Consider the following 12,365-nt stretch of genomic DNA (forward strand, 5'->3'; position numbering starts at 1 on the left):
AGAGGAGCTGGTATTGCTGAATCAATTCGTTAAGTTACCCAAGGTAATTATTGCACTTTTTTTAGGAGTGGTTGGCGGGATCGCAAACCTACTGCCTATCTGGTTTTTAGATAGCTCCGAGTTTTTGTTTGGGCAGCTGTTTGTCATTTTGTGCTTACTTGCTTTAGGCTGGCGTTATGCAATCATTGCGGTGGGCATTGGCGCACTGTTCCTGTTATACCGATGGGGGCATTGCTGGGCTTCTCTTGTATTTTTATTCGAAATAGCGTGGCTGCAAATCTTTTGTATTCGTGCCAACAAACCGCTGTTTATTAGAGGGCTTGGTTACTGGGTGCTCTTTGGTGTGCCCATTTTATTTATTGTCGGTAAGTTTGTGCTTGGATTGACTTTACTGGTTATTTTCACCGCACTTGCCAAGTACCTGATTAATGCGGCGGTTTACCTTGCAATTGTCGACTTGATATCACTTTTTTTGTTCAAACGTGTTTGGCAAGCAAAAGCTTTGTATCAAATTCTCAACTACATGATCAGTCAATTGATTATATTGGTGGTACTGATCACGACGATAGTGCTTACAAATAGCCATTACAAGCGAATTGAGTACGAAGTCACCGCTCAACTGCAAGACGCATCTGGCAGTGCATTAAAACAAATAGATGATTACCTCGAAAGCTATCGTAGAGCCATTATGGTGGCTGCGCAGGATATTCAATCAGGCGTTGAAAAACAGCAGGTAATTAGACGGCTGGTAGAGACTTACCCTAACTTTCGAACAGCGATTGTGGCTGATCACAGCGCGATGGTCACACACTTTTATCCTAAAGCCTTGAAAGTGAGTTTAGTGGGTGAAGTGCCTTCGGTGGCTGATCGTGAATACTTTCTTCAAGCACCTTACTATCCTAACGGTTACGTGTCTGGAATATTTCAAGGTAGAGGGTTTGGTAATGATCCAGTGGTGGCGGTATCTGCTCCGCTATACGAAGAAGGGGAGTTCCAAGGCATTGTCGAGAGCTCACTCTACTTTGAGTCTTTTGAACAATTTATTCCTAGGGTGCTGGCGCAAAAAGGGCACTTACTGATTGTTGATCATGAAAATAACATCGTTTATAGCTCTTTAAAATCTGATTTCAATATTTTAGATAACATTGCAGATAAGCAATTAGATGAACTCACAGAGACAACCGATCAAATCTATATCAGTAACAATCGAGATGTGTACTATAAGCAAAGTATGCAATCAGACATATTTCAGTGGCGTGTAATTAGCTTAATAGAGCGAAAACACGTTAACTTGGCGGTCGCTTCAGCGTGGATCCAGTCATTTATTTTGGCTTTGTTTATCATTGCTATCAGCAGCTTTTTGGTGAATAGAATGACGCGTGTTTTCACTAAACCCATTGTGGATTTAAGTCATAGTATAAACTCCTTTGACCCCAGCAAAAAACTGTCTGACGTCAATAATACGACAGATGGCAGTTGCTTAGAGGTGATTATTTTACAGCAGCAGTTTTCACAGTTGGCGTTTAAACTCTCGATGAGTTTCACTAAGTTAAATACAGCGAATGAAGAAAATGCACAGCTTAATCGTAAGCTACAAGATTTTAATAAAACGCTCGAGTTGGAAGTGCGGCAAAAAACCGAGGAATTGATCACTGCACTTGAAAGTGCCAATCGCGCAAGCTCCGCAAAAAGTCAATTTTTGGCTAATATGAGCCATGAGATAAGGACACCGCTCAATGGCATTATTGGAATGTCCGAAGCGCTGATCCAGTCTGAGCAAGACGTTAAAGCAAAAGAGCAGTTAGATATTATTTATCAGTCAGCCCATAAACTGTTACTCATTCTAAATGACATTTTGGATTACTCGAAAATTGAAGCCGGGGCTTTGCATCTATCTCAACAAGACACTGATATTAAGAAGTTTGTCAGGGATATCTCTACATCATTTGAACAGTCAATCAAAAAGTCAAATGTCGAGTTTACCTATGTACTATCAGACACCGTCCCTGAAGTACTTATCATTGATGACTTACGTGTCGGACAGGTGATTAATAATCTATTGAGTAATGCAGGTAAGTTTACTGAAGAGGGCTTTATTCGTTTTGAAGTGAGCTATCACAATGAGCGGCTTACTTGCAGCATCAAAGATACTGGTGTGGGCATTTCAGAGGCAGCGCAAAAAGATTTGTTTGACGAATTTACACAAGCGGATTTGTCTACAACACGCAAATATGGTGGCACAGGACTTGGTTTGACAATTTGCAAGCGCTTGGTCTCACTGATGGAAGGAGAGCTGACGTTTACCTCTCAAGAGCATCAGGGCAGTGAGTTTTCAGTCGTGATCCCTGCAAAACGAGGCGGGCGAATAGAACGGTCTGTTCAAGACAGCGTTGGTATTCCAAACTTAGACGGTGTGCGCTTATTATTGGTTGAAGATAATCCAATAAACCAGATAGTTGCAATGCAAATGCTGGCAAAAACGGGAGGGGAAATCGTCAAGGCGCAGGACGGCATAGAGGCGCTAGATGCTCTAAGCGTTCAAAAATATGATGTGGTACTTATGGACTGTCAAATGCCGAATATGGATGGGTTTGAGTGCACACGCGCCATACGCTCTCAGCCTGATGAATACGGCACGCCATATATTATCGCGATCACTGCTAACGCGTTCAGTGAAGATAGGGCAAAGTGCCTGCAAGTCGGCATGGATGACTTTGTTGCGAAGCCTATTGAGTCATCGGAGCTCTATCAATGTTTGATTAAGTGGCAAGTACAACACTTGCAGAAATAGCTAGACTCTTAATTTTTATCGTTTTCAGAGTTCTGTTTTTTACATTTGGTTAATTCATTATTTGTTTCAAAGCTTGAAATTTCTGTTTTTGGGAAGGAAATCAAAGGCTGTAATAATGAGGGCGTGTCAGTGATAAGTAGCAGGCATGTATATTTTATGTCGCTCATACAAGTCAGTGAAATAGTATCATCATTTCGCTTTCAATCTGTCCAACACATTACTTCGATGCACATGAAACAGTCTTGATCTTTTTCAGAATTAAATAAACATGTGGATTTGAACCCAGTAAATAGATAAAAATTAGGCTAGGCGCCATAGGTTGATTGAAATTTGCACTGTCATTTTACAGCTGAAGGCTTGAACCATTATAAAAAGTGAAATAAAACTCTTTATTGATCAATGCTATTAGTAACTATTCTCATTTTTATGCGTAAGTGAGTTGATAACTATTTTTGTTTAGATTAAACTTAGCCTCAGTTGATGTAATTGAGATTGGTTTTCATTCATGTATATTTGTATCTGCCACGGAATAACAGACAAAAAAATAGCGCAGACGATAGATGACGGTGCTCGTTCTATGAGAGATCTTAGCAAAGAGCTAGGTGTTGGCACCCAATGCGGTAAATGTTGTAACTGTACTAAAAAGATATTGAATGAAAAGCTGATTGATATTGTTGATGTGACTGAACAAGTTGCATAAAGAATTGAATAACGAAAAAGGCGCTGAATTAAGCGCCTTTTTTAATGGGAGTAACTTACATTTGTGATTGTAAGTAGTTTTCTTTCCCCATTGTTTTTAGTAACTGTTGCTGAGTTTCAAGCCAGTCTATTTGCTCTTCTTGCTCGCTTTGGATGTTGTCTAAAGCTTCACGGCTGATATAGTCTTGCTTTTCTTCACACAAAGCGATAGCAGCTTGCAAATCTTTTAAAGAGACTTCTTCAAAAGCATGGTTGGCAGCAATCATTTCAGGTACGTTCTCACCAATGTTTAAACGACCTAGGTCTTGTAGGTTAGGTAGGCCTTCCAAAAATAAAATACGCTCGATAAGTCTGTCCGCATTTTTCATTTTTTGGATCGACACTTTATAGTCTGCTTTATCCAGCTTCATAAAGCCGAAGTCTTTAAACATGCGAGCATGTAAAAAATACTGATTGATACCTACAAGTTCGTTTGCTAGAACTTTATTGAGTGCGATAATAACTTCTCTATTACCTTTCATGTATTAGCCTTCCTATGCAAGTTGCGATTGTAGGTAGTTTTGAATACCGATCTTATCAATTAGACCAATTTGTTGCTCTAACCAATATACGTGGTCTTCTTCTGTGTCAAAAAGTAGCTTTTCTAGTACAGCGCGTGATTGGTAATCTTGCTCTTCTTCACATGCTTTGATTGCATCTTTAACGCATGCGACTACTTCAAGTTCAAGTGTTAGGTCGTTTTCCATCATCGATTTGACGTCTTGACCAATTAATAAGTCGCGACGCTTGGTCATATTTGGTACGCCCTCTAGGAATAGAATGCGTTTAATTAGCCAATCTGCATGCGTTGTTTCTTCTTCCATCTCATGATTCAAGCGCTCATATAATTTATCAAGACCCATGTCTTCGTACATACGAGAGTGGATGAAATACTGGTCAATTGCAGCAAGTTCATTTGCCAGTAGTGCATTAAATGCATCGATGATTTTTTGTTTACCCTTCATAGGATGTTCCTCAAACTCTGACTTTAGGGGGTATTCTATATATGAGAACTTATTTGTCAATAAAAACCCTTTAAAATCATAGGTTTAACAATTGATTCTTATTCTCATTATCGTTGTCTTTTATGCTTTTAACTGAGGTTGTTATTTAAGCAGTATCTATGTTTGGGTTTGATATGGATGGTATTAGATAAAATAACCACTCGTAAATTATGGTAATAATGCAAATAAAAACAATTTGCATTAAGGTGTTGGTTTTGTTTATAGTTGTCTGGTGTAAAGCAACCTAAGGGGAGCGTAATGGCCCTAATTGAGCAACCAGAAACTTCAGTTGATACTCCATTGGAGTACGCCCTTGCCCCGTGGCAATACGCTATTAAAACTGGTAACGATGCATTCCAGCACGGTCAATTTGATTCGGCCAGAGATAAATATCAAAGTGCTTTAAATCTGGCTGGTCATTTACTTGAGCGCTTTTTAAAAAGCGAGGCAAGCGATGAGCAATTAACTGCAATTGAACATTGCTGTCCTGCACTGGTGGTCGCAGCTCATAATTTAGCTGATTGCTTTTTAGCATTGTCTAAGCCTGAGCGAGCTTGCCAACAGCTGATCGAAGTTCATACGGTGATCCTCAACTTAGTAGAAAACGCGTCTATAGAAATCGTTGAAATTGCTTGTCATCACTTACATAAAACGCGGCAGGAGTTAATCAATTTTGCGTCCTGTCATCCTCACCTTCCTGAGTTAATTGAACAAGTTAACATAGCAATGGAAGGTGGTTTTAACCGTCCACATATCGTCCATTAAAGTAAATGAGGAAAAATCATGGCTTTTACATTGCCACAACTACCGTACGCATATGACGCTCTAGAGCCACATATTGATACAAGAACAATGGAAATCCACCATACACTGCACCATCAGACTTATGTTAATAAAGCCAATGCAGCTTTAGAAGGCACTGAGTTCGCTGAGCGTGGTGTTGAAGACTTGCTTGTTAACATTGAATCTCTGCCTGAAAACCTAAAAGGTGCAGTGAGAGACCATGTTGGTGGTCATCATAACCACAGTTTATTCTGGACCATTATGTCGCCAGATGGTGGTGACTTGCATGAAGGGGTACTTTCTAAAGCAATTTCAGATACGTTTGGCAGTTTTGATGTATTCAAAGAGCAGTTTACTGCTGCGGCTGTCAGTCGTTTTGGTAGTGGTTGGGCTTGGTTAGTTGTTGATGCTGACGGCGAGTTAAAAGTAACAAGCTCTTTAAATCAAGATAGTCCACTTATGAGCAACCAGACTCCAATTTTAGGTCTAGATGTTTGGGAGCATGCTTATTATCTTAAATATCAAAACCGCCGTCCGGAATACATTGCTGCATTTTATAATGTCATTAACTGGGTTGAAGTTGAGAAGCGTTACTTAGACGCTAAATAACGCAAGCGATTTTTCAGTGCCTGGTATAAGCTACATACAAGGCACTTTTTATTTGCCTCTCCAGATACCTAAAGACATCAAGAAATCATTTTATTAAACGACATACAGAACAGGGTAAGCTATAGTATTAGTAGCATCAGGCATGCAACTGCAATGCTTAAACCTTAAAATGAGCTGTGAGCTATATGCGTCTGTTAGCGCTTTTAATTGTATTATTGTGGTCTTCATCATCATATGCTACAACCTTTATCACTTTGTGCTACGAAGACAAAAATATCCCTCCCTTTTTTCTTGGTAGTGGGTTTGAAGTACCGAGTCATCGACCAGGTGCCACGATAGAGATTTTACGAGGGCTTGAGAGCAAAGTTCAAAATGTGCGTTTTAACTTTGTGCGCAAACCTTGGCGAAGGTGCCTACATGATATCCAAAAAAATAAAGTAGATGCTGTCGTCGCTTCGTATCGCTCTGAAAGAGCATCCTTTCTCAATTTTCCGATAAATGCCCAAGGTGACGTTGACGAAAGTCTCGCTATAAGCATGTTGGGAACGTGTTTGGTCGGGCAGCAAGGCCTTGCTCAAGACGTGGCGAATAATAACTATCCGATCAGTTTGGCTGTACCTCGTGGGTATGCTGTCTTACACGCTTTGCATCAGGATTTGTATCGTGTCATTCAAACTGATTCACAAGATGATGCTTATCAGCTTGTGTTGAAAGGATTAGTTGATGGGGCGTTAGGGTTATGCCAAGTTTATAACGAGCAAGTGTCTGGCTTTCCATATAGCGACGCACTTGAACCTGTATTCCCTCCTATTGATATTAGTTATGGATATTTGGCTTTGTCGAAGGCGTTTTTACTGCAAAGTCCTGATGTTGCCCAGACACTTTGGCAAGAGTTAGGAGTAATGCCATTGCATGAGTACTATTTAGATTATGTCAACAACCCGGTTAATCATAAAATTCCAAGATATTGATTATGGTCAGAATAGGTAAGTTTCTGTAGACTTACGCACACTCGAAACTTTCATTTTACACCTATGGCACAACTTTATTTCTATTACTCAGCAATGAATGCGGGTAAATCTACGACTTTATTGCAATCGGCATTTAATTACCGTGAGCGAGGCATGACGCCTTTTATTCTAACGGCTGCCATAGACAATCGTTCAGGTGTTGGCAAAGTTGCATCTCGAATTGGTCTAGAAGCTGATGCAAGTACATTTGAGCCGACGACGAATGTATTTGAGCTTGTAAATAATGAACACCAAATGCAAAAATTAGATTGTATCTTGGTGGACGAAAGCCAGTTTTTATCTAAAGAGCAAGTTTCTGAATTAACCGATGTTGTTGACTCTTTAGGTATCCCGGTACTGTGTTATGGGTTGAGAACAGATTTTAGAGGTGAGTTATTTGAAGGGGCTCAATATTTATTGGCTTGGGCAGATAAGCTAATAGAACTAAAAACAGTATGTCACTGTGGTCGAAAGGCGAACCACGTATTGCGTTTAGATGAGCAGGGTAATGCTATTGCTGACGGCGATCAGGTCGAAATTGGCGGTAATGATCGCTACGTCTCGGTTTGTAGAAAGCATTATAAAACAGAACTTAATAGGTTGTAATTTTAACTTTTTTTGCCATGCTTAAGGCTATCAATACAGACAATTGGTAGCCATGCCTAACTCAACTTTTTCTTTTCTTGCAAGCGAGTCTGCGCAAACAACTCAGACATCTCAGCTTCCTCCATGGAAAGTACTCGTCGTCGACGATGAGCCTGAAATACATGATGTGACGATCATGGCTTTATCAAAATTTACCTACGAAGGCAGAGAGCTGTCATTTTTACATGCATACTCTAAAGCTGAAGCAATGAAGCATATGCAATCTGATCCTGAAATATGTGTTGTTCTACTCGATGTAATTATGGAAACAGACAACGCGGGCCTTGAATGTGTTCGCCAAATTAGGCAAGAGCTTAATAATCATGATGTGCGCATTATTTTGAGAACAGGGCAACCCAGTACGATTCCAGAACACGAAGTGATGCTCAAATATGATATTAATGACTACAAAAATAAAGTAGATCTGACAAAGTCCCGTTTATATATCACGATGACAAGCGCCTTGCGGGCTTTTCGTGATATCAAAAAGCAATCAGAATTAGCGCGTGAATTAAAAGAGCTAAATGAAACTCTAGAAGAAAAGGTAGAGAAGCGAACGGCTGAACTGGTTGCGTCTAACCGTTCTCTTAGAGAAGCGAAAGACAAGATTATTAGACAGCAGGCAACATTAGTACAATCTGAAAAAATGGCGTCTGTAGGCTATTTAGCCGCAGGTATGGCTCACGAGATCAATAACCCACTGGGAGCATTGAAATGTAACTTTGCGGTTTTAAAGGATTATATTGATTCTTTATTCGAAAAAGTTGAGGGCTTTGGAGAAAATCAGCTAGTCAGTGACTTTACTGATATAGGTGAATTGCTCGAAGACAATGCAATTGATTTAAATAGAATTGAACGCATAGTTGCGGCGCTGTCGGTGTTTAATGGTGTATCTGATGAACAGCCTAGGGAATATGATTTAAATGAGATACTCACGACGTTTTGTAGTGAGATAACCGACCAAAAGATATATGAAAGCACTCATGATAAAAGTGTTCAGGTTATGTGTTGTAGAGAGCAGCTGCTGAAAGTTTTTGAAGCTTTATACCTCAACGCAAAAGAGTCGGGATCGGAGATAAGTGATGTCAAAATAACAGCCAGCAAAAATGCAGGGATTGTACGTATTGTGTTCGAAGACACAGGCTGCGGGATCGAGCCAGATAAACTAACACGAATATTTGACCCTTTTTACACCACTAAGCCTGTTGGCTCCAATGTTGGCTTGGGGCTGACGATTGCCTTAATGATGGCTAAAAACCAAGGAGGGGATATTATTGTGGCGTCAAAGCTTGGTATTGGCAGCCAGTTTGAAATTCAACTTCCTGCCGCTGAAGTTGATTCGTCTTTTGACTAAGTGCTGGGGAATAAGCACAACCTGCTTAATTCAAATAATCAGGGTTTACTCCTATATTTATTCCAATTGGTGAAATAATTTTAGACTGAAGCGCATATGGAGCTGCTATGTCTCGGACAAGATGTGCAAATTTAGAGAATGAACTGAAAAGATTACGATCTGAGCTTGAGCAAGTTACCTTTGAACGAGATAAATACAAAAAGCTATTCGATGTGTCCGGTGATGCGCTTTCTATTGTTGATCTTCAGTCTGGGACATTCGTTGAGTGCAATACTGCGGCGATTGAAATGCATGGGATCAATAGTAAGGAAGCGTTTTTGCAACTGACTCCTGCTGACATCTCACCAAAGCATCAGCCATGTGGTCAATCATCTGAACAGTTAGCGAAGCAATATATTGAGAAAACGCAGCAGGAGGGAGCTCAGCTATTCCAATGGACCCATTGCCGCCCCGATGGTTCGACTTTTCCTTGTTTAGTATCTTTAACATCCGTGCAATTTCACGGTGAGGAACTTATTCTCGCAATCGGAAGAGACATCACAGAAATAGTGCAAGCCCAACAAAAACTTGATGAAGCGCATTCGGATATTAAGCACTATCAGAAGGCATATCAGAGAGAGAAAGAAAAATTTGAGCACTTTGTTAATTTGGCACCCGTCGGCATTGCCATTAATTTTATGCAAGATGGTAGCTTTGATTATGTCAATCAGGAGTTCGGTAACATTACGGGGTATTCTGTCGAAGAGCTGAATCAAATGGACTATTGGCAATTGACGCCGAAAAAATATGAACAGCAGGAGTATAAACAGCTTGAAGACTTGAAAATGAGAGGGCGATATGGACCTTATGCAAAGGAGTATATTCATAAATCTGGCAAGGTATTTCCAGTCTTATTATCAGGTATCAAAATTACAGATAGCGATGAAATAGATTTTATCTGGTCTGTGGTTCAAGACACTACGCGCCAAAAGGAAGTCGAAGCACAAATTCAGAAAGCGAAAGATGAAGCCGATTCTTTTGCTATTAGGATGCAGCTTGCGAATGACTCAGCTGAGATTGGCGTTTGGGAATGGGATTTAATTTCCAATGAGCTTATTTGGGATGATTGGATGTTTAAGCTATATGGTGTAACGGCAGGGCAGTTTTCTGGTGTGTATGAAGCTTGGGAAAATAGTGTACACCCTGATGATCTCGAATTTGTACGTTCTAAACTGGCTTCAGCTGTACAAGGTGAAGGCGTTTATGATCCGGAGTTTAGAGTTGTGCACCCAAATGGTGATATAAGGACTATGAAAGCCAGTGCCGAAATCATTAAAGATAAATTGGGTGTGCCAATTAAAGTCATTGGTGTAAATTATGATGTAACAGACAAGGTTGCCGTTATTGAGAAACTTGCTGCAGCTAAGCTAGCTGCAGAAAATTCAGTGAAAGCTAAAAGCGATTTTTTGGCAAACATGAGTCATGAAATCCGAACACCTATGAATGCTATTTTAGGTGGGCTTCAGTTATTGCAAAGTGCAGAGTTGGACTCAGATAACAGAAAGACGCTGGCTAACGCCGCTTTTTCAGCTCAAAGTTTGCTTACAATTATCAATGATATTTTGGATTACTCAAAAATAGAATCCAATAAACTTGAGCTTGAGAATGCGCCCATTTCATTTGCGGATATATTGGATTCTGTAAAATACGATTTAGATGCATTGATCAGTAATAAAGGGCTCGAGTTTGCCATCATTATTGATAAGCAATTTAAGGACCAGTGGCTTGGGGATTTGGTTAGAGTCAAACAGATATTACTGAACCTTGCTTCAAATGCCGTAAAGTTTACGGAGAGTGGATCTGTAAACATACACTTAGCTGAAACGGTACTGAATGAAAAAGCAGCTGTGATTGTTGAGGTTTGTGATACTGGTATTGGCATGAACGCGGAGGCTCAAAATTGTATCTTTGATCGCTTTGCGCAAGCGGATACGTCAACAACCAGAAAGTATGGCGGTACAGGGCTTGGTATGTCCATTACAGCGAGTTTAGTTAAGCTTATGCAAGGCAGTATTGAACTCAGCAGCGAGCAAGGAAAAGGCACACATATCCGCGTTATCTTACCAATTGATAAAAATACTCAAGCGTCGAGAACACCCCCTAAGAAATCATTATCTCCCCCAGACTTAGCGGGTAAAAAAATACTCATTGCAGAAGATAACAAAATAAATCAGATGCTTGTTGAAATGATGTTAAAAGATACACAAGCAGAATTAATGGTGGTTGAAAATGGCATCTTGGCGGTTGATGCTTGTCGCTCTCGCCAATTCGACTTGGTTTTAATGGACATTCATATGCCTGAAATGGATGGCATTGAAGCACAGCAAGTAATAAATGCACACCAACCTAACTTACCCGTAATCGCCCTTACCGCTAACGTCATGTCGAGTGATGTCCGACGGTATTTGTCTCAAGGGTTTGTTTCCCACATCGGCAAGCCAATTGATATGCGAGCGTTGTTTGGTGTTTTAAACAAATTTTGCTCGAGATTATAAGGGAGATGAAAAGTGGGGCAGTTAATTAAAACTGCCATGCGATAAAGCGGCTTTGTTTGTTACCCTGAAGCATTTTTATGACTTTATGACGTTTGACATTGTGTTGTTTTAAACACTTTGTTAGCGCAGGTAAATTATCTTTTTTAGACACTAAACTCGTGAACCAGCCTACTTGTTTACCAAACTGCGCGCTCTCTTTTATCATACTCGTTATGAATGATAGCTCGCCGCCTTCACACCAAAGCTCTGGTGCATGACCGCCAAAATTGAGTTGTTTGGCTGTTTTGCTGATACCTAAATTTTTCCACTTTCTCTGTGTACCCTGCTGCGCTTCTTTTTCACTAGCATGAAATGGGGGGTTACACATTGTGATATCGAAATAGCTGTCTTTTGTGATGATACCTTTAAATATCGCATTGCTATCGGTTTGTTGCTTTATTTTTACTGGAAGCTTGTTTGCTTTTGCTATATTGTCAGCCACTTTCACCGCAATAGGGTTTATATCACTGCCAATAAACTGCCATTTATACTCTGCACTGCCAAGTATTGGGTAAATGAGATTGGCGCCTGTTCCGATATCCAAGCACTTTATTTTTTTTCCTGTAGGTATGATGCCGTCATTGTCCTCTGCAAGCAAGTCGGCTAGAGCATGGATATAGTCTGCCCTTCCAGGAATAGGTGGACATAAAAACTGTTGCGGCAGATCCCAAAATTTAATCCCGTAATGCCTAAACAACAAAGCTTTATTAAGTAATAGCACTGCACGAGCATCAGAGAAGTCAATGGTACTTTGATGATTTGGTTTGTCGATTATGAACTGAGTCAATTCCGGGGTGGCCTCTGATAAGTCTGACAGATCATAGCCGTTGGCATGTTTGTTTCTAGGGTGCATGATTG

At 40.2% G+C, this 12,365-nt stretch carries 11 protein-coding genes; 8 read left to right on the plus strand and 3 right to left on the minus strand.

What is annotated here, in order from left to right:
- Window positions 1–13 precede the first annotated feature (13 nt).
- Together JF50_RS19605 and JF50_RS19610 are read left to right on the plus strand one after the other, a co-directional pair.
- The gene (locus JF50_RS19605) at window positions 14–2,791 is read left to right on the plus strand and encodes a response regulator (RefSeq protein WP_235423450.1); all 2,778 of its coding nucleotides are present in this window, start codon (window positions 14–16) and stop codon (window positions 2,789–2,791) included.
- A 505-nt stretch (window positions 2,792–3,296) separates the two neighbouring features.
- Window positions 3,297–3,491 carry a (2Fe-2S)-binding protein gene (locus JF50_RS19610; protein ID WP_023397915.1) on the plus strand — a complete coding sequence of 65 codons (195 nt, stop codon included), beginning with the start codon at window positions 3,297–3,299 and terminating at the stop codon, window positions 3,489–3,491.
- A 55-nt stretch (window positions 3,492–3,546) separates the two neighbouring features.
- On the opposite strand, the gene bfr (JF50_RS19615) is transcribed toward JF50_RS19610, so the two are convergent.
- Entirely contained in the window at window positions 3,547–4,011 is a 465-nt protein-coding gene (gene bfr / locus JF50_RS19615; protein WP_039610940.1) for a bacterioferritin, read from the minus strand.
- A 12-nt stretch (window positions 4,012–4,023) separates the two neighbouring features.
- Window positions 4,024–4,494, minus strand: a complete 471-nt coding sequence (bfr, locus tag JF50_RS19620; protein ID WP_039610271.1) for a bacterioferritin — start codon at window positions 4,492–4,494, stop codon at window positions 4,024–4,026.
- Between the two features lie 297 nt (window positions 4,495–4,791).
- On the opposite strand from bfr (JF50_RS19620), the gene JF50_RS19625 reads away from it, so the two are divergent.
- The 6 genes from JF50_RS19625 (at window position 4,792) to JF50_RS19650 (ending at window position 11,468) form a co-directional block, all read left to right on the plus strand.
- On the plus strand, window positions 4,792–5,298 hold the full coding sequence (locus tag JF50_RS19625) for a hypothetical protein (protein WP_052262338.1): 507 nt from the start codon (window positions 4,792–4,794) through the stop codon (window positions 5,296–5,298).
- 18 nt (window positions 5,299–5,316) lie between these two features.
- Complete coding sequence (locus tag JF50_RS19630) at window positions 5,317–5,925, plus strand: superoxide dismutase (protein WP_039610272.1); 609 nt, start codon at window positions 5,317–5,319, stop codon at window positions 5,923–5,925.
- A 176-nt stretch (window positions 5,926–6,101) separates the two neighbouring features.
- On the plus strand, window positions 6,102–6,896 hold the full coding sequence (locus JF50_RS19635; protein ID WP_160290489.1) for a substrate-binding periplasmic protein: 795 nt from the start codon (window positions 6,102–6,104) through the stop codon (window positions 6,894–6,896).
- A 63-nt stretch (window positions 6,897–6,959) separates the two neighbouring features.
- A complete protein-coding gene (locus JF50_RS19640; RefSeq protein WP_039610273.1) occupies window positions 6,960–7,541 on the plus strand; it encodes a thymidine kinase in 582 nt (193 codons plus the stop codon).
- A gap of 52 nt (window positions 7,542–7,593) precedes the next feature.
- Window positions 7,594–8,934: an ATP-binding protein gene (locus JF50_RS19645; RefSeq protein ID WP_052262340.1), complete on the plus strand. Its 1,341-nt coding sequence runs from the start codon at window positions 7,594–7,596 to the stop codon at window positions 8,932–8,934.
- Between the two features lie 107 nt (window positions 8,935–9,041).
- Window positions 9,042–11,468 carry a PAS domain S-box protein gene (locus tag JF50_RS19650; RefSeq protein WP_039610941.1) on the plus strand — a complete coding sequence of 809 codons (2,427 nt, stop codon included), beginning with the start codon at window positions 9,042–9,044 and terminating at the stop codon, window positions 11,466–11,468.
- Between the two features lie 25 nt (window positions 11,469–11,493).
- Here JF50_RS19650 and rlmF read toward each other — a convergent pair whose 3' ends face one another.
- Window positions 11,494–12,360 carry a 23S rRNA (adenine(1618)-N(6))-methyltransferase RlmF gene (rlmF, locus tag JF50_RS19655; RefSeq protein WP_039610942.1) on the minus strand — a complete coding sequence of 289 codons (867 nt, stop codon included), beginning with the start codon at window positions 12,358–12,360 and terminating at the stop codon, window positions 11,494–11,496.
- Window positions 12,361–12,365 lie beyond the last annotated feature (5 nt).

This window comes from Pseudoalteromonas luteoviolacea, from assembly GCF_000814765.1.
GTDB lineage: Bacteria > Pseudomonadota > Gammaproteobacteria > Enterobacterales > Alteromonadaceae > Pseudoalteromonas > Pseudoalteromonas luteoviolacea_H.

Excerpts from the sequence above, each read along its gene's own strand:
- JF50_RS19610 (WP_023397915.1), top strand. The coding sequence starts at position 3,297 with ATGTATATTTGTATCTGCCACGGAATAACAGACAAAAAAATAGCGCAG.
- bfr (WP_039610940.1), bottom strand. The coding sequence starts at position 4,011 with ATGAAAGGTAATAGAGAAGTTATTATCGCACTCAATAAAGTTCTAGCA.
- bfr (WP_039610271.1), bottom strand. The coding sequence starts at position 4,494 with ATGAAGGGTAAACAAAAAATCATCGATGCATTTAATGCACTACTGGCA.
- JF50_RS19625 (WP_052262338.1), top strand. The coding sequence starts at position 4,792 with ATGGCCCTAATTGAGCAACCAGAAACTTCAGTTGATACTCCATTGGAG.
- JF50_RS19630 (WP_039610272.1), top strand. The coding sequence starts at position 5,317 with ATGGCTTTTACATTGCCACAACTACCGTACGCATATGACGCTCTAGAG.
- JF50_RS19640 (WP_039610273.1), top strand. The coding sequence starts at position 6,960 with ATGGCACAACTTTATTTCTATTACTCAGCAATGAATGCGGGTAAATCT.
- JF50_RS19645 (WP_052262340.1), top strand. The coding sequence starts at position 7,594 with ATGCCTAACTCAACTTTTTCTTTTCTTGCAAGCGAGTCTGCGCAAACA.
- JF50_RS19650 (WP_039610941.1), top strand. The coding sequence starts at position 9,042 with ATGTCTCGGACAAGATGTGCAAATTTAGAGAATGAACTGAAAAGATTA.
- rlmF (WP_039610942.1), bottom strand. The coding sequence starts at position 12,360 with ATGCACCCTAGAAACAAACATGCCAACGGCTATGATCTGTCAGACTTA.